Origin of the sequence: Miniimonas arenae, from assembly GCF_006351005.1 — a bacterium.
Taxonomy (GTDB): Bacteria; Actinomycetota; Actinomycetes; order Actinomycetales; family Beutenbergiaceae; genus Miniimonas; species Miniimonas arenae.
On record NZ_VENP01000004.1, the window covers coordinates 72,686 to 93,090 of the forward strand.

Sequence of the window (20,405 nt, forward strand, 5' to 3'; positions counted from 1 at the left end):
TCCCGCTCAGAGGGCGGCCGCGAGCCCGTGCAGCAACGCCACCACGCCGGCCTCGTCCGGGACCCGGATCGCGGCGGCCGTCTCGCCGTCGCCCACCTTGATCCCCAGGTCGGCCGGGCCGAGCGAGGCGAGCGCGGTCTCGTCGGTGGTGTCGTCGCCCGCGAACACGACGGCGACGCTCGCCTCGGGCAGGTCGGCGTCGGCTGCGGCCTGGGCGCGCAGCCGTGCGACGGCGTCAGCCTTCGTCGTGGCGCGCACGCCGAGCTCGACGACCGCCTTGCCGACGATGGGGTGCACGTCCGGGCGGGCTGCGGGGCCGTCGACCGCGGCGCGGGTCGCGCGCTCGGCCTCGGCCGGTGCGCACCGGCGCGTGTGCAGCACGCGGGCGAACGCCTTCTCCTCGATCCACGCGCCGGGGGCGCCGGCCACGATCGCCTCGAGGTCGGCGGTCAGCATCGCGAGCAGCTGCTCCTCCGCCTCGGTGCGCTCGTCGGGCTCGGTGACGAGCGCGCCGTCCGCGTCGATCCGGCCGACCTGCGCGCCGTGGCTGCCGGCGAGCAGCGTGCCGGGCGGCGGGGACGCGAGCCGCGCCAGGTCCGCGAGCCGGCGGCCGGAGACCAGCGCGAGCGTGCTGCGCGCGCCGCGAGCGACGCCGTCGAGCACCTGAGCGGCGCCCGCCACGGGACGCACGGCCATCGGGTCGTCGGCGAACGGGGCGAGGGTGCCGTCGAAGTCGAGGGCCACCAGCACGTGCCTCGCGGGGGCGAGGCGCGCGACGGCGAGCGCGAGCGCGTCGTCCTGCTCGCCGTCGTGCACCTCGAGCGGGGCGGGTGCACCGGGTGCGTCAGACATGCGTGTCCCGGCGCGGCATCGCCTGCAGCGTGCCGAGGAAGGAGGAGGCCCAGTGCTGGACGTCCGAGTCGACCACCTTGCGGCGCAGCGCGCGCATCCGACGGCGGCGCTCGCGCGGGTTCATCCCGATCGCCTCGAGGATGGCGCTCTTCATGCCGTCGATGTCGTGCGGGTTGACGATGACCGCCTGGGTCAGCTCGTCCGCCGCGCCCGCGAACTCTGAGAGCACGAGAACGCCGTCGAGGTCCACGCGCGCCGCGACGTACTCCTTGGCCACGAGGTTCATCCCGTCGCGCAGCGCGGTGACGAGCATGACGTCCGCCGCGCGGTACATCGCGACCATCTCCTCCAGCGGGTAGGAGTGGTGCAGGTAGTGGATCGCGGCGCGGCCGAGGGCGCCGTGGTCGCCGTTGATCCGCCCGACGGTCACCTCGACCTCGTCGCGCAGCACCTTGTAGCGCTCGACCGCCTCGCGCGACGGCGAGGCGACCTGGACGAGCGTGACGTCCGGCGCGGCGACCTTGCCGTCGGCGAGCAGCTCGCCGAACGCCTTGAGGCGGTGCCGGATGCCCTTGGTGTAGTCGAGCCGGTCCACCCCGAGCAGCATGACGTCCGGGTCACCCAGGTCGTGGCGGATCTGCCGGGCGCGCTGCTCGATCTCCGGCGTCGCGGCGAGCTCGGCGATCGCCGCCGTGTCGATCGAGATCGGGAACGCCGCGACGCGCACGTGCCGCTCGGGGCGCGTCCAGCGCGAGCCGACCGTGACGACCTGGCCGCGCGTGGTGACGTCGGTGAGGCGACGGATGGCCCGCAGCACGTTGCCCGCGTCGCTCGCGCGCTGGGTCCCGATGAGATCGGCGCCCAGCAGGCCCTCGAGGACCTGCTTGCGCCACGGCAGCTGCGCGAAGATCTCCACCGGGGGGAACGGGATGTGCAGGAAGAAGCCGATCCGCAGGTCCGGCCGCAGTGCGCGCAGGAGGTTCGGCACGAGCAGCAGCTGGTAGTCCTGCACCCACACGGTGGCGCCCGGTGCGGCGACCTCGGCCGCGCGGCGGGCGAAGCGCCGGTTCACGGCCACGTAGGCGTTCCACCAGGTGCGGTGGAACTCGGGATCGACGACGGCGTCGTGCAGGAGCGGCCAGAGCGTGCCGTTGGCGAAGCCCTCGTAGTACAGCTCCACCTCGTCGGCCGACAGCGTCACCGGGACGATGTCGATGCTGTCCTCCTCGAACGGCTCGAGCTCGACGTCGGGCGTCCCGACCCAGCCGACCCAGGCGCCGTCCTCCTTGCGCATGAGCGGCGCGAGCGCCGTCACGAGGCCGCCGGGGGAACGGGTGAACGTGCGGGTGCCGTCGCTCTCCACCGTCATGTCCACCGGGAGCCGGTTGGCGACGACGACGAGGTCCGCGCCGTCGTCCGGCGCGTCGTGCTCCGGCTCGGTCGGCGGGGCGGCGGGGCGGTCGGTCGGCTCGGCGGAGTTCACCGTTCCACCGTACGGGAGCCTGCCGCCGGGCGGCAGACACGCCCGGGTGAACGCTCGGCGCGGTCGCGAGGGCGGTCGCGCGGGCGGTCCCCAGGCGGTCGCGCGGGCGAGCATCGGGGGAGGAAGCGTGCCCGCCGTGACCGCGGGGCATCGCCTCGACGGCGTGCGGTCCCGGCCCCGCGGCCGGGTCCGCGTTAGGTTGACGGACGTGGCCGGCCAGGGAGACGTCGTCGCGGGGTACACCCTCGTGCGCCGCCTCGGCTCGGGCGGCATGGGAACGGTGTGGGAGGCGCGCGACGGCGCGGGCGTCGTCGTCGCGCTCAAGCTGCTGCACCCCGGGGTGAACGCCGACCCCGACTCGCGCGCCCGGCTCGCGCGCGAGGTCGCGAACCTGCACCGGCTCAAGGGCGCCCGCGTCTCGCGCGTGCTGGACGCCGAGATCGACGACGAGGTCGCGTTCATCGCGACCGAGCTCGTCGACGGCATCAGCCTCGAGGAGTCCGTGGCGAGCGAGGGCGCGTTCGACCCGGTCGACCTGCACCCGCTCGCGGTCGGCCTCGCCGACGCGGTGCGCGGCGTGCACGCCGTCGGGCTGCTGCACCGCGACATCAAGCCCGGCAACGTCATGGTCACCTACGACGGGCCCGTGCTCATCGACTTCGGGATCGCCCAGCTGCTCGACGACGCGCGGCTCACCCACACCGGGTTCGTCACCGGCACGCCCGGCTACCTCGACCCCGCCTCCATCGCCGGCGGCGCCCCCGACCGCGCGGGCGACTGGTACGGCTGGGCGGCCGTGCTGCTGTTCGCGGCGACCGGCCGGCCCCCGTTCGGGCGCGGCCGGATGGAGGCGGTGATCGCCCGGATGACCTCCGGCGCCCCGGACGTCGAGGGGCTCGACCCGGGGGTGGCCGCGGCGTTCCGCGCGGCGCTCGCGGTCGAGCCCGCCGCACGGCCGGACCCCCAGGCGCTGCTCGACGTGCTCGAGCTCAGCGCGGAGGGGCTGCCCACGCTGCCGCCGCAGGCCACCGTGGTCGTCCCGGCGGTTCCGCCGCGCCTGACGGCGAGGCTTGCGGTCGGGCCGACGGGCTCGCCTGCGCAGGGGTCGGCTGAGCCCGCCGAGCCGGCTGAGGCCGCCGGATCGACCGGAGCGGCTGGAGCGGCTGCGCCGGTCGAGCCCACGGCCGGCGGGGTCTGGGCCCGGGTGCGGGCCCGACGGTCCGGCGCGGCCTCGGGCGGGACCGCGGCCGGTGCCACGACGGGCGGGGCACCGGGCGCGAGCGGCCCGGGAGGCGGAGCGGCGGGCCAGGCGACGGCCGCGACCGTGAGCTATCCGCCCCGTCCGCTCGGACGCGCCGAGCCCGCGGCCGCCTCGCCGTCATCGGTCCCCGAGACCACACTGCCGCTGGCGCCGGACCCGCGCGCCGGCGGGTACGGCGCGCAGCCCGGGCTCGCGCCCGCGGCGCCGCCGCCCTGGGCCGCACCACCGCCGCCCCGCGCGGGACTCGTCACGCTCTCGGGTGCCGCGGCCGCGGCCCTCGCGTCGCGCTGGCCGGGACTCGCGGTGGTCACCACCGCGGGGGCGTTCGTGCTGCTCACCACGCTCGGACTGATGGAGCGCCGCACACGACGGCGGCGACTGGCCGCGGGGCCGCGGCGCTCGGACGGCTGGGTGGCCGCCGGGTGGGCGCTGCCGCTGCTCCCGCTCGGTGCCCTCACCGCGCTGCTGCCCCTGCTCATCGGCACGGTGGTCACGTCGAGCACGTGGTGGATCGGGACGACCCTCGTGACGACGGACCTCGTCGGGAACGTGCCGGACGACCTCGGGCCGTTCGTCGCCCCGGTCGCGCTTGCCGCGGGCCTGACTGCGGCGTGGTGGGTCCCCGTGGCCCAGCCCACGCGGACCGGGGCGCGGGCGTTCTGGTGGGTCGCGGCGCCGGGCCCCACGGCGACGCGGGTGTGGGTGGCGCTGCTCGCCGTCGCCGTCGTCGTGCTGCTCGTGCTCGGGCTGGTCGGCGCGGCGAGCTGGTGGCCGCTGCCGACCCCGCCGCAGCCGTAGCGCGCGCCCTCGCGCCTGTGCCGCCCGCGAGGGCGAGCGGGCGCGCGAAGCTGCTGCTCGCCGTCGGGCCCCGGGCGCGCACGCCGCCTACGGGCGAGCGGCGAACCGTTCGAGCAGCGTGGCGTCGCCCGAGACGATGAGCACGTCCTCGGCGTCGATCCGGGTGTCGTCGAGCGCGTACTGGAACGGCACGCCGGGCGCCTTGACCCCGATGATCGTCACGCCGTAGCGCTTGCGCACCGCAGCCTGCGCCACCGTGAACCCGTGCAGCTCGCGCGGCGGGCGCATCTTGACGATCGCGAAGCCGTCCTCCATCTCGATGAAGTCGAGCATCTTGCCCGAGACGAGGTGCGCGACGCGCTGCCCGGCGTCGTACTCGGGGTAGACCACGTGGTGCGCGCCGATGCGGCGCAGGATCCGCCCGTGCGCGGCAGAGATCGCCTTGGCCCAGATCTGCGGGATCTCCAGGTCCACGAGGTTGCCGGTGATGAGGACGCTCGCCTCGAGTGCGGTGCCGACGCCGACGACGACGGTGTGGAACTCGCGCGCCCCGAGCTGCTCGAGCGCCTCGGGGTTGGTCGCGTCGGCCTCGACGAGCGGCAGCCGGCCCGACCAGGTGCGGATGAGGTCGGGGTCGCGCTCGACGGCGAGCACGCGGCGGTCCAGGGAGTCCAGCGTCGTGGCGAGGGCGCTGCCGAACCGGCCCAGCCCCACCACGAGGACCGCCTCGGGGTCCACCTCCTGGCGCTTGCGGGGGGTCTCGGGCTGGTACGGCATGTCAGCCAATGATCGGCCTCTCTTCGGGCAGCCGGATGACCCGGCGGCGGTTGCGCAGGGCGAGGGCGGCGGCGAGCGTCATCGTGCCGGTGCGGCCGAAGAACATCAACACTGCCAGGGTGACCTGGGCACCCTCGGGGAGCGTGTGCGTGATGCCGGTGGACAGTCCGCAGGTCGCGAACGCGGAGATCACCTCGAACAGGATGACGTCGAGGGTGAGGTCGGTCATCGTGAGCAGGAGCAGGGTCGCGATCCCGACCAGCGTCGCGCCGATGAACGCGACCGCGACGGCGAGCCGCAGCGTCGGTGGGTCGATGCGCCGGCCGAACGCCTCGACGTCGCGATCGCCGCGGGCCTCGGCGACGATCGCGAGCACCATCACGGCGAGCGTCGTCACCTTGATGCCGCCCGCCGTCGACGCGCTGCCGCCGCCGACGAACATGAGGGCGTCGGTGAGGAACCAGGTCGCCTCGCGCATGTCGCCGATCGGGACGGTGGAGAACCCCGACGAGCGCGGCGTCACCCCGGCGACCAGCGAGGCGAGGATGCGGTCGCCGACGGGCAGGAGGCCGAAGGTCTTCGTGTTGAACCACTCGAACGCGCCGATGAACAGGGTGCCGAGCGCGACCAGCAGCGCGCTGGTGACGACGGTGAGGCGCGTGTGCAGCGCGACGCGGTGCAGCGAGTGGCGGTTCACCCACACGTTGAGGATCACGGGGAAGCCGATCGCCCCGACGAACGTGCCGACCACGATCGGCAGGCACATCCACCAGTCCCCCACGTAGGGGTACATGCCCTCCGGCATGATGACGAACCCGGCGTTGTTGAAGATCGAGACCGCGAGGAACACGGCCTCCCACGCCGAGCGACCGACCGGGACGCCGAGCGTGAGGAACCGCGGGAAAAGGATGAGCGCGAGGGCCACCTCGAGCGTCACCGAGGCGACGATGACGGCGCGGATGAGCCCCCCGACCTCGCCGAGCCGGTTCGTCTTCGTCTCGCTCGCGGTGAGCAGCCGCTGGGTCAGGCCGATCCGCCGCGACACGGCGAGGCCGAGGATCGAGGCGAGCGTCATCACGCCGAGGCCGCCCACCTTGATCGCCACGAGGATGACCGCCTGCCCGAACGGCGACCAGAACGTCGCGGTGTCGACCACCGTGAGTCCCGTGACGCACACCGCGGACGTCGCGGTGAAGAACGCCTCGACGAGCGTCGGGCGCTCGCCCGAGGCGGTCGCGGCCGGTTGGAACAGCAGCAGCGTGACGACGGCGACCACGGTGGCGAAGACGGCGACGGCGAGCCGCGCCGGCGAGCGCCGGGCGATGCGGTCGACGAGGTCGCGTGCGGCGACCATGGGGGTGGGCAGCTCCATGGCTCACCGCCCCCAGTCGCCGAGCGCGCCCTGCAGCGCGCCGAGCGCGACGGTGACGATGCTGGCGCGCTCCTCCTCGGGGCGGCCGCGGCGCACCCAGTCGCGCGAGAGCCCGTCGACCTGCGCGACGTGCCCGGCGAGCGCGTAGTGCCGCTCGGGCCGGGGGTCCGGGAGCAGCAGCTCGGCGAGGAGGTCGAGCCGCCGCTGGCGCGCCGCCTCGCGGATGGCCACGCCGCCCGGCGGCTCGGCGCCCACGCCGTCGAGGCCGCCCGCCCACGCGGCGGGGTATTTCGCGACGTGGTCCAGGTGGGCGAGCACGACGGCGCGCACCTGGTCGCGCGCGGAGGCGTCGCGGCCGAGTGCGGCCACCGCGGCCTCGGCCGCGTCGCCGAGGTGCCCGAGCCGTGCGCCGACGGCGCCGGCGTACAGGTCGGCCTTGGAGGGGAAGTAGTGGTAGACGAGCGCCTCGGAGGTGCCCGCGGCCCGAGCGACGTCGGCGACCGCGACGCGGTCGAAGGACTCCTGGTCGAACGCCGCTGCTGCTGCTGCCACGATGCCGGCGCGTCGTTCCTCGGGGGCGAGGCGCCGACGGCGTTCCCCGGGCCCGTCCGTCACGTCGCTCACCATAGACCGTGTGTCGCGCGCGCTCCCACCCCCTTGTTGAGTCTGGCTCAACGAGGTATCGTGAGCGTCGTTGAGTCAGGCTCAGTAAGCGCTCGGTAAGGAGAAGGCGATGTCGTGGATCGATCACGCCCTGTGGTGGCAGGTCTACCCGCTCGGGATCGACGGACGGGACGTGCGGGGGCCCCACGTGCCCGCGGGCCCGGGGGAGGGGCTCGCGCACGTCGCCCGGTACCTGGACCACGTCGTGGAGCTCGGGCTCAACGGCCTCGCGCTCGGGCCCGTGTTCGCCTCCGCGACGCACGGCTACGACACCCTCGACCATCTCGCGATCGACCCGCGGCTGGGTACCCGCGCCGACTTCGACGCGCTCGTGGCGGCGTGCCGCGACCGCGGTGTGCGGCTCCTGCTCGACGGCGTCTTCAACCACGTCTCGCGCGAGCACCCGCTGGCCCGCCGTGCGCTGGCCGAGGGTCCCGACGGCGAGGTCGCCGGCTGGTTCCGGATCGACTGGGACGCGCCGGACGGCCCGAGGTTCGCCGACTTCGAGGGCCACGGCTCGCTCGTCGCGCTCGACCACTCCAGCCCGGCGGTGCAGGACTACGTCGCCGAGGTCATGATGCACTGGCTCGATGCGGGCGCCGACGGCTGGCGGCTGGACGCGGCCTACGCCGTCGACCCCGCGTTCTGGGCGGCGGTGCTGCCCCGGGTGCGCGCGGCGCACCCGGACGCGTGGATCGTCGGGGAGATGATCCACGGCGACTACGCGGCGTACGTGCGCGACTCCGGCATCGACTCCGTCACGGAGTACGAGCTGTGGAAGGCGACCTGGTCCTCGCTCGCCTCGCGCAACCCGCACGAGCTGGACTGGACGCTGCGCCGGCACGACGCGCTGCTGGACTCCTTCGTCCCCGCGACGTTCGTGGGCAACCACGACGTCACGCGGATCGCCTCCCAGGTCGGCTCCGACGGCGCCGCCGTCGCGGCCGCCGTGCTGATGACGCTTGGTGGCGTGCCGACCGTGTACTACGGCGACGAGCTCGGCTGGCGCGGCGTCAAGGAGGACCGCCTCGGCGGTGACGACGCGGTGCGGCCCGCGCTGCCCGCCGACCCGGCCTACCTGCCGGGCGTCGCGGGCTCCGACCCGATGCTCTGGCGCGCCTACCACGCGCTCGTCGCGCTGCGCCGGCGGCACCCGTGGCTCGTGCGTGCGCGCACGCAGGTGCTCGACGTTGCCGCCGACCGGCTCGTCTACCGCAGCGCGGCGGACGGCGGCGCGCTCGACGTCGAGCTCACGCTCACCGGCGAGGGTGGCGTCACCGCGAGCGTGCGCACGCCCGACGGCGAGGAGCTCGTCCGCGTGGGGACGCACGGGTCGGTCTGACGCCGGTTCGGATGCGGCTGGTCGGCCGACGCCAGACGACGCCAGACGACGCCAGACGACCCCGGCCGACGCCGGCCGACCCCAGCCGACGCCAGCGATGTGTGCCGGTTAGTGCGGTGGAGCCAGCGATGTGTCCCGGTCGAGCGGGCGGACCCAGCGATTCGTGCCGGGTGGGCGTCGAAAGCCGCTACGAATCGCTGGCATCGCGCGTGGGTGCGGCACAGATCGCTGGCATCGCGCGTGGGTGCGGCACAGATCGCTGACATCGCGCGCCGTGCGCCGGCCCGGAGCTCCCGCCGGCCGAAGCGCCCTTCCCGGGCCTGGGTGCGCACTAGGGTGAGCGCGTCGGACAGGGAGGTGAGGACGTGGCGGAGGCCCCCCGCGCTCACCGTGCCCCCGACGGGCCGACCGCGTTCGTGTGGTCCGACGACCTCCTCTGGTACGACTTCGGCCCCGGCCATCCGATGGCGCCCGTGCGGATCGAGCTCACCCGCGACCTCGTGCGCGCGCTCGCGCTGCCGGACGTCGTCGAGATCGGCGTCGAGGACGTCGACGACGACCTGCTCACGCTGGTGCACGACCCCGCGTTCGTCGAGGCCGTCAAGGCCGGGGCGCGCGGCGAGCCCGACGAGGCCCGCGGCATCGGCACCGAGGACACCCCGATGTTCCCCGAGATGCACGCCGCCGCGGCGCGGACCGTCGGCTCCACGCTCGCGGCCGCGCGCTGGGTGTGGTCGGGAGCCGGGCCGCACGCCGTGAGCGTCGCGGGCGGGATGCACCACGCGATGCCGGACCGCGCGTCGGGGTTCTGCGTCTACAACGACGTCGCCGTCTCGATCCGCTGGCTGCTCGCGCAGGGCGCCGAGCGGGTGGCCTACGTCGACCTCGACGCGCACCACGGCGACGGCGTGGAGCGCGCATTCTGGGACGACCCCCGGGTCCTCACGATCTCGGTCCACGAGTCGGGCCTCACGCTGTTCCCCGGCACGGGATTCGCCTCCGACGTCGGCGGCAGCGGCGCGGAGGGCTACGCCGTGAACGTCGCGCTCCCGGCGCGCACGCGGGGGAACGCGTGGCTGCGCGCCGTCGAGGCGATCGTGGCCCCGCTCCTCGCGGAGTTCGCGCCCGACGTGCTCGTCAGCCAGCACGGCGCGGACTCCCACATGGGTGACCCGATGACGAACCTGCGCGTCAGCGTGGACCACCAGCTCGCCGCCGCCGCGCTCATGCGCGACCTCGCCTCCGCGCACGCCGGGAACCGGTGGATCGCGACGGGCGGCGGGGGCTACACCGTCGTCGAGGTGGTGCCGCGGGTCTGGGCGGGGCTCACCGCGATCGCCGCCGGCGCCGCGCCCGACCTGGACGCCGAGCTGCCACGGGCCTGGGTCGAGGAGGTCGAGAGCCGGCTGCGGATCGCGGCGCCGCAGCACTGGAGCGACGGTCTCGCGGTGGAGCTCAAGCGGTTCGCCGAGGGGTACGACCCGGCCGACGACGTCGACCGCACGATCCTCGCCACCCGGACCGCGGTGTTTCCGCTGCACGGCCTGGACCCGAGCTGGTGAGCGCGCGGCTCGGCGCGGGAGTAGACTGTCCGGGATTTCGTTCCACGCGACGCTCATCGATGGGCTCCACGTCGCGGTGGAGACCCGATCCGATCAACGAGCGAGGTGAACCATGGGTTCCGTCATCAAGAAGCGCCGCAAGCGGATGGCCAAGAAGAAGCACCGCAAGCTGCTGCGCAAGACGCGCCACCAGCGTCGCAACAAGAAGTGAGTCGCGTCCGCTGACGCGGTGAAGGGCCGCCACCCGATCGGGTGGCGGCCCTTCGTGCGTCCGGAGTGCCGGGACGCCCGTGGGCGCCCCGGCACCGCCCTCAGTCCCGGAACGTCTCGATGTGCGCACCCAGCTCGATGAGCCGGTCGGCCAGCTGCTCGTAGCCCCGCGCGATGATGTCGACCCCGCGCAGCACGCTCGTCCCCTTGGCGGCCATCATCGCGAGCAGGATCACGACGGCGGGCCGCAGCGCGGGCGGGCAGCTCACCTCGGCGCCGGACCAGCGGGTCGGGCCCGTGACGTCGAGGCGGTGCGGGTCGAGCAGGCGCACGTCGGCGCCCAGCCGGGTCAGGTCGGTGAGGTGGATGGCGCGGTTGTCGTACACCCAGTCGTGGATCGTGGTGTGGCCCGTGGCGCACGCCGCGATCAGCGCGAAGAACGGCAGGTTGTCGATGTTGAGCCCGGGGAACGGCATCGGGTGGATCTTGTCGATCGGCGCCTTGAGGTCGCTCGGCGAGACCGTGATGTCGACGAGCCTGGTGCGGCCGTTGAGCGCGGTGTACTCGGGCGAGAGCGTGTAGCGCAGCCCCATCTCGCCGAGCACGGCGAGCTCGATCTCCATGAACTCGATCGGGACGCGCGCCACGGTGATCTCCGAGCCGGTCACGATGCCGGCGGTGAGCAGGCTCATCGCCTCGACCGGGTCCTCGCTCACGTGGTACTCCACGTCCGCCTCGATCACGCGGCGTCCGCGCACCCGGAGCGTCGTGGTGCCGATGCCCTCGATCGAGACGCCGAGCAGCTCGAGGTAGAAGCACAGGTCCTGGACCATGTAGTTGGGCGAGGCGTTGCGGATGACGGTCTCGCCGTCCCGGCCGGCCGCCGCCATGAGCGCGTTCTCCGTGACCGTGTCGCCGCGCTCGGTGAGGACGACGTAGACGGGCGCGCCCGTGTCCTTCGCCACGCGAGCGTGGTACTCGCCCGAGGTGGCCGTGACGTCCAGCCCGAACGGGCGCAGCGCGATCATGTGCGGCTCGACCGTGCGCGTGCCGAGGTCGCAGCCGCCGGCGTAGGGGAGCTCGAACGTCGGCTCCTGGCCGAGCAGCGGGCCGAAGAACATGATGATGCTGCGGGTGCGGCGCGCGGCGTCGTCGTCGATCCCCGAGAGGTCGAGGTCCGCCGGGCGGATGATCTCGAGGTCGCGGCCGTCCTGGGACCACGTCACCTGGACGCCGATCGACTGCAGCACCGCGACGATCCGGTCGACCTCCACGATCCGCGCGACGCCGCGCAGGACGGTGCGACCGCGGTTGAGCAGCGAGGCGCACAGCAGGGCGACGGCCGCGTTCTTGGAGGAGTTGACGGTGATGGTGCCCGAGAGCCGGTGCCCACCGCTCACCCGCAGGTGCGTGGGGCGGGGGGAGGAGGAGATCGGGAGCAGGTCGGCCTCGAGTGCAGCGTTGATGCGGGCGAGCATGTCGACCGAGAGGTTCTGGCTGCCCTGCTCGATGCGGGCGATCGCGCTCTGCGAGGTGGACAGTCGTTCGGCGAGCTGGGCCTGCGTGAGGCCCTTGTTCTGGCGCGCGCCGCGGATGAGCGTGCCGATCGCCACGAGGGGGGTGTCGCCGAGTGTCGTCGTCATGGGGACGATCGTAACCACCGGGTGAGATATCTGCGCGGCAGGATGTGAAGATCCTGCGTGTCGCGGGGAAAGTTCATGCGCCGGGTGATCTATGCGACCAGGTGCCGGGCTCGGGCAGGGGTTGCGTTCTGCCGCAGACTGTGGTCATGAGCGACGTGCGGATCATCCTGCTGGAGCGCGCCGGCTGCCACCTCTGCGCCGAGGCCCACGAGGTGCTCGGCCAGGTCGCGCAGGCGAGCGGCGAGCGGTGGGTGAGCGTCGACGTCGACGCGTCACCCCAGCTGCAGGAGGCGTGGGGCGAGCTCGTGCCCGTCGTGCTCGTCGACGGCGCGGAGCGCGGGCACTGGCGCCTGGACGCCACCCGGGTGCTGGCGGCCCTGCGGGGGTGAGGCGGCCGGGCGGGGCGAGCTCGCCGTCGTGCGCGCGCGGTGACGGCGTACGCCGGGTCAGGGTGCCGCGCCGTCGGCTCGCCGTCGTGCGCGACGGCGAACGTCCGGACACGCGTGAGGGGCGGGTCCCGCGGGACCCGCCCCTCACGGCGGTGCTGTCGCGCCTTCGGGCGCAGCGCGGTCAGGCCTGCTTGACGGCCGAGACCTCGATGAGGATCTTCACCTTGTCACCGAGCAGCACGCCGCCCGCCTCCAGCGGCGCGTTCCAGGTGATGTCGAAGTCGGTCCGGGAGATCTCGGTGCTGGCCGAGAAGCCGATGCGCTCGTTGCCGTACGCGTCGGCGCCGGCGCCGTTGTACTCGACCTCGAGCTCGACCGGCTTGGTGATGCCGTTGACCGTGAGGTCGCCGCTGAGCGTGAAGTCCTCGCCCGCGCCGGCGAAGCCGGTCGAGGTGAAGGTCCACTCGGGGTTGGTCTCGACGCTGAAGAAGTCCGAGGACTGCAGGTGGCCGTCGCGCTGCGCGTTGCCGGTGTCCACGCTGCTCGCGACGATGGTCGCGTTCGCGGTGGAGTCGGCCGGGTTGTCGGCCACGACGACGGCGCCCGAGAACTCGGTGAAGCGCCCGCGCACCTTGGCGATGCCCGCGTGACGGATGGTGAAGGCCACCTCGCTGTGCGAGGCGTCGATGGCGTACGTGCCGGTGGGGATGCCCATGAGGTGCTCCAAGGTGAGACGTCTGGTTGGTTGAACACTCAACTTCTATCACAGATGTGCTTGTCTCGACAAGTAATCGCGGCGAGCGGATCGCGCACCGAGACGGCTCGCCACCTCCGTACCATCGGCTCATGAACACCCCGCGCGACGGCGAGGAAGCGCCGGTGAGCGCGTCGGGAACGGCGGGTGAGCCGCGGTGGCTCACCGCCGAGCAGCAGCGCGACTGGCGCGCGACCATCGTGGGGGCTTCGTTCCTCATGCGCGCGCTCTCGGCCGACCTGGAGACGGCGAGCGGGCTGTCGATGGCGGAGTACGAGCTGCTCGTGCGGCTGTCCGAGGCCCCGGAGCACCGCGTGCGGATGTCCGAGCTCGCCGACTCGGTGGCGCACTCTCGCAGCCGCGTCACGCACACCGTCGCGCGGCTCGAGAGCGCCGGGCTCGTGGCCCGCCGCCCCGCGGCGAAGGACGGCCGCGGGGTCGAGGCCGCTCTCACCGAGCGCGGCATGCGTCGCCTCGAGGAGGCGGCGCCCGGTCACGTGGCCTCGGTGCGGGCCCGGCTCGTCGACGTGCTCTCGGCGCAGCAGCTGCGCGACCTCGGCGGCGCGATGCGCGCCGTGCTCGAGGCCGCGGGGATCGACGCGTTGCCGGGTGGGGCCGAGGGTGCTGGAGGTGAGGGTGCTGGGACTGAGGGTGCCTGGGCCGAGGGTGCCGGCGTCGACGGTGGGAGTGGCAGGAACGCCGGCTGCTAGCGCACCGGACCACCCGGGTGGCTGGGTGGCCCGCGCTCGGGAACGACACCGGTCGGGTCCTCGCTCGGTGCGTCGCCCTGCGCTCGGCATGAGTGCTGCAGCCGTGAGCGACCGGGCCGGAGCGACCCGGCCGGAGCACCCAGGGACGTCTGCGACACTAGGGAGCATGTCCCGCACCATCGTCCATCTCGTGCGCCACGGGGAGGTCCACAACCCGGACGGCGTGCTCTACGGCAGGCTCGACGGCTACCGCCTGTCCGAGCGGGGCGCCGCGATGGCCGATGCGGTCGCCCAGGCGTTCGCGGGCGCGGACGTGACGCACGTCATCTCCTCCCCGCTTCAGCGTGCGCAGGAGACCGCGGCGCCGATCGCCGCGACCCTCGCGCTCGACGTCGAGACCGACGAGCGCCTCATCGAGGCCGCCAACCTGCTGGAGGGCCGCCGACTCGCCGGTGCGGGCGGCCGGGAGCTCCTGACGCCGTCGGTGCTGCGGCACCTGTGGAACCCGCTGCGGCCGTCGTGGGGCGAACCGTTCACCGAGCAGCGCGACCGCATGTTCGCCGCGATCGCCGACGCGCGCCGACTGGCCGACGGCCACGAGGCCGTGCTCGTCTCGCACCAGTCGCCGATCTGGGCCGTCCGACGCTCGCTGCAGGGCCGGCCGCTGTGGCACGACCCCCGCTCGCGGGAGTGCTCGCTGGCGTCCGTCACCTCCCTCACGTTCGAGGACGCGCGCCTCGTCGGGCACGACTACGCCGAGCCCGCCGCCGCGCTCCTGCCCGGTGCCTCCTCGGTGCCCGGTGCGTAGCCGCACGGCCCGTGCCGGGCGAACGGCACACCCGCGCGGGGCGGCGCTCGCCGCGCTTGCCGTGGGCGCTCTCCTCGCCGGCGGCCTCGTCGGCTGCTCGGCCCAGGGGTCGGACACCCCGGCCGTGGCGGACGCGGGCTACGACGCGGGCGACGGCTCCTTCACCACCTGGGCCCCGGCCGACCGCCAGAACGCGATCGAGCTGACCGGGGAGACCTTCGACGGCCAGGCCGTCGACCTCGCCGACTGGCGCGGGGAGGTGGTGGTCCTCAACTTCTGGTACGCCGACTGCCCGCCGTGCCGCGTCGAGGCGCCCGACCTCGCGGCGATCGCGACCGACTACACCGGCCAGGGCGTGCAGGTGCTCGGCGTGAACGCGCGCGACGACGCCGCCCGGGTCGAGGCCTTCAACGAGAGCTTCGGCGTCGGGTACCCGAGCCTGCAGGACTCCTCGGCCACTGCCGTCGCCGCGCTCGAGGGCGTGGTGCCGCTCAGCGCCTACCCCACCACGGTCGTGCTCGACCGCGAGGGTCGGCCGGCCGCGCGGATCATGGGGCTCGCCGACGGGAAGACGTTGCGCGGGCTCATCGACGACACGCTCGCCGAGAGCTGATGGACCTCAGCGGCATCGGCGACGCCTTCGCCCAGACCGTGCTGAACGGGCCGCTGCTCGTGGCACTCCCGGTCGCGCTCCTCGCGGGCTTCGTGTCGTTCGCCTCGCCGTGCGTGCTGCCGCTCGTGCCCGGCTACCTCGGGTACGTGAGCGGGATGACGGGTCAGGACCTCGGCCAGGTCACCGGCGCCGCGCGGGGCCGCCTGCTGGCCGGCGTGCTGGCGTTCGTCGCGGGCTTCTCCGTGGTGTTCGTCGCGCTCGGACTCGTCTTCGTGCAGGTGGGCGCCGCGCTCACGCCGTGGCTCGACGTCGTGATGCGCGTGCTCGGCGTCGTCGTGATCCTCATGGGTCTGGCGTTCCTCGGCTGGCTGCCGTGGCTGCAGCGGGAGGCCCGCGTGCACGTCGGCCCGCGCGCCGGCATCGGCGGCGCGGCGCTGCTCGGCGTGACGTTCGGGTTCGGCTGGGCGCCGTGCATCGGCCCCACGCTCGCGGCGATCACGATCCTCGCGCTGCCCACCGGCTCGCCCGCGCGCGGTGCGATCCTCGCGCTGGCCTACTGCGCGGGTCTCGGGCTGCCGTTCGTCCTCATCGCACTGGCGTTCCGGCGTTCGGCGCGGGCCATGCGGTTCCTGCGCGAGCACCGCCTCGCGATCATGCGGATCGGCGGCGCGCTGCTGGTGCTGGTGGGTCTCGCGCTGGTGACCGGGCTGTGGGGGCGACTCATCGGCGTCGTGGGCTCGTGGGTGGCGCAGTACGGGACGGTGGTGTGATGCGCTACCGCCCCGAGGGACTGGCCGGCGAGCCGGAGGTGGAGGAGTCGGGCGAGGACGGCACGCCCGACGGCGCAGCCCGCGACGGCGAGGCTCGCGACGGCGAGGCGGCGCGCGCCTCGGCCACGGCAGCGCCGTCTGCCCCTGCAAGCAACACCGCCACCGCGACCTTGACCCCGACCGCGACCGCCACGGGCGACCAGCTCGCCCGGTGGGGCGCCCGCGAGTGGCTGCGGTGGATGTGGCGCCAGCTCACGTCGATGCGCGTGGCGCTGCTGCTCCTGCTGCTGCTCGCCGTCGCGGCGCTGCCCGGTGCGTTCTTCCCGCAGCGGCCGCAGACGCCGGAGAAGGTGGCGCAGTACTACCTTGACCACCCCGACCTCGCGCCCGTGCTCGAGCGGTTCGGCCTCTTCGACGTCTACGCCTCGCCGTGGTTCGCGGCCGTGTACCTGCTGCTGTTCGTGAGCCTCGTGGGCTGCATCGTGCCGCGGGCGATCGATCACGTGCGCACCCTGCGGGAGCCGCCGCCCCGGGCGCCGCGCCGCTTCTCGCGGTTCCCGGTGCGGGACGCGTTCGTCACGACGAGCACGCGCGACGACGTCGTGGCCTCCGCGACGACGGCGCTGAAGCCCTACCGCGTGCGGCGCGAGGAGGCCAGGGGCGTCGTCACGCTGTCGGCCGAGCGCGGCTACCTGCGTGAGGCCGGCAACATCACGTTCCACCTCGCGCTCGTGGGCCTGCTCGTCTCGGTGGCGTACGGCTCGCTCGTGCACTACCGCGGGCAGGTCATCGTGGTCGAGGGGGAGACGTTCGCGAACTCACGGATCGCCTACGACTCCTTCGACGCCGGCACGTGGTTCGCGGCGGACTCCCTCGACCCGTTCCGGATGCAGCTGGACTCTTTCACCGCCGAGTTCGACGAGACGACCGGCGCCGCGAAGGACTTCACCGCGTCCGTCACCGTGACCGAGCCCGACGGCGAGCCCACGGCCGCGACGATCAAGGTGAACCACCCGCTGCGGGTCGGCGGCGCGAACGTCTACCTCATGGGCAACGGGTTCGCGCCGCGGGTGCAGGTGCGCGACGCCAGCGGCGCGCTTGCGTTCTCCGGCGCCGTCCCGTTCATCCCGCAGAACGACGCGACGTACGAGTCCCGCGGCGTCATCAAAGTCGCGGACACGACGACGGGCACGCAGATCGGCCTCAACGGCTGGCTCCTGCCCACGGCGGTCGTGGACGCGGACGCCAACGCGTTCTCGATCTCGCCCTACCCCGACGACCCGGCGCTCGTGCTCGACGTCTGGTCCGGCGACCTCGGCCTGGACGACGGCGTGCCCCAGAACGTCTACCAGCTCGACACCGACGGACTCACCCAGGTGACGCAGCAGACGACGGCGGACGACGGCACCGAGACGACCGAGCCCGTGCGCGTGGTCGTCCGCCCGGGGGAGACCGTGGACCTGCCCGACGGGCTCGGGACGATCACGTTCGAGGACCTGCCCCGCTACGTCGGGCTCGACCTGCGCTACGACCCGACGCTCGGCTTCGTCCTCACGTTCGCGCTGCTCGCGCTGGGCGGGCTGGCGGGCTCGCTGTTCCTGCCGCGTCGGCGCGTGTTCGTCCGTGTCGGCGCGGATGACGCGGGCCGTACAGTGGTCACCGCCGCCGCGCTCGCGCGTGGCGACGACCCCGGCCTGGACCGTGAGCTGCAGCGCGTGCTGACGCCGCTGCGCAGCGGGCCCGGCTCGGGGGACGCCCCGCCGACGCAGTCCCCTGGGAGCACCGCATGACCGAGCTCGGCCAGCTCAGCCTCTACCTCGTCACGGCAGCGATGACGTGCTACCTCATCGCCACGGTCACCTTCGCGATCGACCTCTCGCGTCGCGTCGCGAGCGCGCCGTCCCGGGTCCGCGAGCCGCAGCTCGTCGCGGCCGGTGCGCCCGCCGAGGCAGCCGGGAGCGCGACCGCCGACGCGGCCGCGCTGCCTCCCGCGACGCCGGTGAACGGCGCGGCGAGGACGAACGCGGGCGGTGCGGCCGAGCCGGCCACGGGCTCGGGTGACGCCGCGGGGCCGACGCAGGTTCGCCGTCGGGCCGCCGCCATCGGGATGTCGACCTTCGTGCTCGGTGCGCTGTTCCTGCTCATCGGGATCGTGCTGCGCGGCATTGCCGCCGGGCGCGTGCCGTGGGCGAACATGTACGAGTTCACGATGGTCGCGGTGTTCGTGGCGAGCGCACTGTTCCTCGGCATTCAGCGGCGCCGCGACGTGCGCTACCTCGGGACCTTCATCTCGCTGCTCGCGGTGCTGGCGCTCTTCCTCGCGCTCACGGTGCTCTACACCGACCCGGCCGCCGTGCAGCCCGCCCTGCAGAGCTACTGGCTCGCGATCCACGTGTCGATCGCCTCCAGCGCGATGGGTGTGTTCGCCGTCGCCGCGACGACCTCGGTCCTGCAGCTGGTCAAGGACCGGGCCGAGCACCGCGGCACCGCGGGACGTCTCGCGGCCAAGCTGCCGACGGCGGACTCGCTCGAGCGGCTGTCCTACCGGATCAACGCCGTGGGGTTCGTGCTGTGGACCTTCGTGCTGATCTCCGGGTCGATCTGGGCCGAGCACGCCTGGGGCCGCTTCTGGGGCTGGGACCCCAAGGAGGTCTGGAGCTTTGTGATCTGGGTGGTCTACGCCGCCTACCTGCACGCCCGCTCCACGCGCGGCTGGGAGGGCCGGCGGGCCGCCTGGTTCTCGATCATCGGGTTCGTCTCGATCCTCGTGAACTACTACGTCGTGAACTTCTTCTTCAGCTCGCTGCACAGCTACTCCGGAGTCTGACCCGCCGGTTCCGAGCAGCCGGTTCGGACGGTCAGAAGGGCGGTCGCGCAGCGGGAGCCGTCCTGGAGCGCCGGTACAGCGGCGCGTGCCCGCGGCGCCCCACCTGCTCGGCCAGCTCGAGGTAGCGCAGGCAGAACGCGATGCGCTGCGCGAGGACCAGGGGGACGGACAGGGCGACGGCGAGCTCCGCCGTCGTGAACTCGCCGGCGGGCAGGCGAGGGCCGAGGAGGGCGAGGACGTCCTCGGGCTCGCGCAGCTCGTGCCGGTCCAGGATCCCGACGAGCCGGCGCTCGCCGGGGTCGCGGCGCCGCCGGCAGGTGCGGACCGGCGCGGGGCCGCGCACGTGCTCCTCCTCCACGAGCAGCACCTCGACGACGAGGTGCGGGTGGCCCAGGAGCGTGGGGATCGCGACGAGCGGGTGGAACAGGTCGGTGGCGGCCGCGGGTCGGGGTGAGCGGCGGCGGGAGAGGACGCGTCCGTCGGCGTCGGTCCGCACCACCCAGCGCCGAGCCGGCACGGGGTGCACGATGCGCATCCGGTGCGTGTCGAGCAGGGCGTCGAGCTTGTCGCCGAGCGGACCGAAGCCGCCGGTCTGGACCTCGACGAGCTCGCCGTCGGCGCGCACCAGGTCGATCACCCAGCGCTGCACGGGCACCTCGAACCGCGACCCCGGACCCGCGAGCTCGCGCTTGAGCGCGGCGTGCAGCGGGCTCTCGGCGAGCTCCCCGATGCCGCCCGTCAGGACACTCCGGGGCGGGGGTCGCCGCCGGTCGCGCCGGGGGCGGTGCCGGTGGCGTCGTCGTCGGGCCGGCCCGGGTGGCCGGGGTGGCCCGGGTGGTCGGCGCGGTCCGCGCGGTCCGCGCGGTCCGCCTCGCCGGGGTCCGTCGTGCCCGTCGCGTCTGCCGTGCCCGTCGCGCCTGCCGTCCCGGACGCGTGCGCCGTGCCGGTGGTGCCGGGCGCGTCGGTCGTGCCCGCCGTGCCCGCGTGGTCGGCCTCGCCGTCGTGCGTCGCGTCCGTCCGGGACCCGCGCTCGGCGGCAGCCTGCTCGGCGCGCGCCCGTTCGCGGCGCTGCTGGCGCAGCCGACGGTCGAGCTCGGCGAGGAACTCGGGGTCGTCGTCCGGTGCGGGGCGGCTCGGCGTGGGCTCGGCGCCGCGGGCGCGGAGCCGGAGGGAGAGCCACACCAGGCCGTAGACCACCGCCGCCGTCACAGCCAGGAACATCAGCAGGCGGATCATCTCCTCAGGGTACGTCGCCGGGCAGAGAACTACCCTGGCTCGGTGCCCCTCCTGCGCTACTCGCTGCTGCGTCTGCTCACCCTCGTCGCCAGCCTCGCGGTGCTGTACCTCGTCGGTCTGCGTGGCTGGGTGTGGCTGCTCGTGTCGGTGATCGTGGCCGCGGCGGTGTCCTACCTGCTGCTCGCGCGTCCACGCGACGCGGCGGCCCGGGCGCTCGCCGAGCGGGCGAACCGTCCCGCGAAGCCGTTGGTCGCCGGGGTGGACGAGTCGGTCGAGGACGCGGTGGTCGACTCGGCCGGCCCCGACTCAGTCGGCCCCGTCTCGGCCGGCCCCGA

General features: G+C 74.1%; 20 protein-coding genes and 1 pseudogene. 12 read left to right on the plus strand and 9 right to left on the minus strand.

Annotation, left to right across the window (positions count from 1 at the left end):
- Nucleotides 1–6: 6 nt before the first annotated feature.
- The gene (gene otsB / locus FH969_RS02325; RefSeq protein WP_139985834.1) at nt 7–852 is read right to left on the minus strand and encodes a trehalose-phosphatase; all 846 of its coding nucleotides are present in this window, start codon (nt 850–852) and stop codon (nt 7–9) included.
- The gene (locus FH969_RS02330) at nt 845–2,221 is read right to left on the minus strand and encodes an alpha,alpha-trehalose-phosphate synthase (UDP-forming) (protein WP_180359631.1); all 1,377 of its coding nucleotides are present in this window, start codon (nt 2,219–2,221) and stop codon (nt 845–847) included. Before FH969_RS02330 ends, otsB begins: the two co-directional genes overlap by 8 nt.
- Nucleotides 2,222–2,543: 322 nt before the next feature.
- Here FH969_RS02330 and FH969_RS02335 point away from each other — a divergent pair, with 322 nt between their 5' ends.
- Complete coding sequence (locus tag FH969_RS02335) at nt 2,544–4,394, plus strand: protein kinase domain-containing protein (protein WP_180359630.1); 1,851 nt, start codon at nt 2,544–2,546, stop codon at nt 4,392–4,394.
- A gap of 87 nt (nt 4,395–4,481) precedes the next feature.
- Here the strand turns inward: FH969_RS02335 and FH969_RS02340 are convergent, their stop codons facing one another.
- Genes FH969_RS02340 through FH969_RS02350 form a run of 3 tightly spaced genes read right to left on the minus strand, consistent with a single transcriptional unit; the run spans nt 4,482 to nt 7,158 of the window.
- Complete coding sequence (locus FH969_RS02340; RefSeq protein WP_139985839.1) at nt 4,482–5,171, minus strand: potassium channel family protein; 690 nt, start codon at nt 5,169–5,171, stop codon at nt 4,482–4,484.
- A 1-nt stretch (nt 5,172) separates the two neighbouring features.
- Complete coding sequence (locus tag FH969_RS02345) at nt 5,173–6,543, minus strand: TrkH family potassium uptake protein (protein ID WP_108719111.1); 1,371 nt, start codon at nt 6,541–6,543, stop codon at nt 5,173–5,175.
- 3 nt (nt 6,544–6,546) lie between these two features.
- Nucleotides 6,547–7,158, minus strand: coding sequence for a TetR/AcrR family transcriptional regulator (locus FH969_RS02350; RefSeq protein ID WP_159096535.1), 612 nt, complete (start codon nt 7,156–7,158; stop codon nt 6,547–6,549).
- 118 nt (nt 7,159–7,276) lie between these two features.
- Between FH969_RS02350 and FH969_RS02355 the strand changes: the two genes are divergently transcribed.
- The 3 genes from FH969_RS02355 (at nt 7,277) to FH969_RS02365 (ending at nt 10,321) form a co-directional block, all read left to right on the plus strand.
- Nucleotides 7,277–8,548 carry an alpha-amylase family protein gene (locus tag FH969_RS02355; RefSeq protein ID WP_108719113.1) on the plus strand — a complete coding sequence of 424 codons (1,272 nt, stop codon included), beginning with the start codon at nt 7,277–7,279 and terminating at the stop codon, nt 8,546–8,548.
- A 365-nt stretch (nt 8,549–8,913) separates the two neighbouring features.
- Complete coding sequence (locus FH969_RS02360) at nt 8,914–10,110, plus strand: acetoin utilization protein AcuC (RefSeq protein ID WP_246071653.1); 1,197 nt, start codon at nt 8,914–8,916, stop codon at nt 10,108–10,110.
- A 112-nt stretch (nt 10,111–10,222) separates the two neighbouring features.
- Nucleotides 10,223–10,321: a 30S ribosomal protein bS22 gene (locus FH969_RS02365; protein ID WP_003792170.1), complete on the plus strand. Its 99-nt coding sequence runs from the start codon at nt 10,223–10,225 to the stop codon at nt 10,319–10,321.
- A 100-nt stretch (nt 10,322–10,421) separates the two neighbouring features.
- On the opposite strand, the gene FH969_RS02370 is transcribed toward FH969_RS02365, so the two are convergent.
- Nucleotides 10,422–11,963 carry a UDP-N-acetylglucosamine 1-carboxyvinyltransferase gene (locus FH969_RS02370; RefSeq protein WP_139985841.1) on the minus strand — a complete coding sequence of 514 codons (1,542 nt, stop codon included), beginning with the start codon at nt 11,961–11,963 and terminating at the stop codon, nt 10,422–10,424.
- Between the two features lie 146 nt (nt 11,964–12,109).
- Between FH969_RS02370 and FH969_RS02375 the strand changes: the two genes are divergently transcribed.
- The gene (locus FH969_RS02375) at nt 12,110–12,352 is read left to right on the plus strand and encodes a glutaredoxin family protein (RefSeq protein ID WP_108719115.1); all 243 of its coding nucleotides are present in this window, start codon (nt 12,110–12,112) and stop codon (nt 12,350–12,352) included.
- A gap of 181 nt (nt 12,353–12,533) precedes the next feature.
- Here the strand turns inward: FH969_RS02375 and FH969_RS02380 are convergent, their stop codons facing one another.
- Nucleotides 12,534–13,067, minus strand: a complete 534-nt coding sequence (locus tag FH969_RS02380) for a YceI family protein (RefSeq protein ID WP_139985843.1) — start codon at nt 13,065–13,067, stop codon at nt 12,534–12,536.
- A 131-nt stretch (nt 13,068–13,198) separates the two neighbouring features.
- Here FH969_RS02380 and FH969_RS02385 point away from each other — a divergent pair, with 131 nt between their 5' ends.
- The 6 genes from FH969_RS02385 (at nt 13,199) to ccsB (ending at nt 18,834) form a co-directional block, all read left to right on the plus strand.
- Entirely contained in the window at nt 13,199–13,816 is a 618-nt protein-coding gene (locus tag FH969_RS02385; protein ID WP_108719117.1) for a MarR family winged helix-turn-helix transcriptional regulator, read from the plus strand.
- Between the two features lie 166 nt (nt 13,817–13,982).
- Nucleotides 13,983–14,624, plus strand: coding sequence for a histidine phosphatase family protein (locus FH969_RS02390; protein WP_139985845.1), 642 nt, complete (start codon nt 13,983–13,985; stop codon nt 14,622–14,624).
- A gap of 61 nt (nt 14,625–14,685) precedes the next feature.
- Nucleotides 14,686–15,237 carry a TlpA family protein disulfide reductase gene (locus FH969_RS02395; protein WP_108720187.1) on the plus strand — a complete coding sequence of 184 codons (552 nt, stop codon included), beginning with the start codon at nt 14,686–14,688 and terminating at the stop codon, nt 15,235–15,237.
- Nucleotides 15,237–16,007: a cytochrome c biogenesis CcdA family protein gene (locus tag FH969_RS02400; protein ID WP_108719119.1), complete on the plus strand. Its 771-nt coding sequence runs from the start codon at nt 15,237–15,239 to the stop codon at nt 16,005–16,007. The genes FH969_RS02395 and FH969_RS02400 overlap by 1 nt, the downstream gene beginning before the upstream one ends.
- Entirely contained in the window at nt 16,007–17,797 is a 1,791-nt protein-coding gene (resB, locus tag FH969_RS02405; protein ID WP_139985847.1) for a cytochrome c biogenesis protein ResB, read from the plus strand. Before FH969_RS02400 ends, resB begins: the two co-directional genes overlap by 1 nt.
- Entirely contained in the window at nt 17,794–18,834 is a 1,041-nt protein-coding gene (gene ccsB, locus FH969_RS02410; protein ID WP_139985848.1) for a c-type cytochrome biogenesis protein CcsB, read from the plus strand. The genes resB and ccsB overlap by 4 nt, the downstream gene beginning before the upstream one ends.
- Before the next feature lie 31 nt (nt 18,835–18,865).
- On the opposite strand, the gene FH969_RS02415 is transcribed toward ccsB, so the two are convergent.
- Together FH969_RS02415 and FH969_RS02420 are read right to left on the minus strand one after the other, a co-directional pair.
- Nucleotides 18,866–19,576 carry a DUF8091 domain-containing protein gene (locus FH969_RS02415; RefSeq protein ID WP_484203790.1) on the minus strand — a complete coding sequence of 237 codons (711 nt, stop codon included), beginning with the start codon at nt 19,574–19,576 and terminating at the stop codon, nt 18,866–18,868.
- Nucleotides 19,573–20,070 (minus strand): hypothetical protein, encoded by a 498-nt coding sequence (locus tag FH969_RS02420; protein WP_139985850.1) that lies wholly within the window; start codon nt 20,068–20,070, stop codon nt 19,573–19,575. The genes FH969_RS02415 and FH969_RS02420 overlap by 4 nt, the downstream gene beginning before the upstream one ends.
- Before the next feature lie 42 nt (nt 20,071–20,112).
- Between FH969_RS02420 and FH969_RS15915 the strand changes: the two are divergent.
- Nucleotides 20,113–20,292 (plus strand): annotated as a pseudogene (locus FH969_RS15915) (DUF4229 domain-containing protein); the annotation flags it as partial.
- Nucleotides 20,293–20,405: the final 113 nt, after the last annotated feature.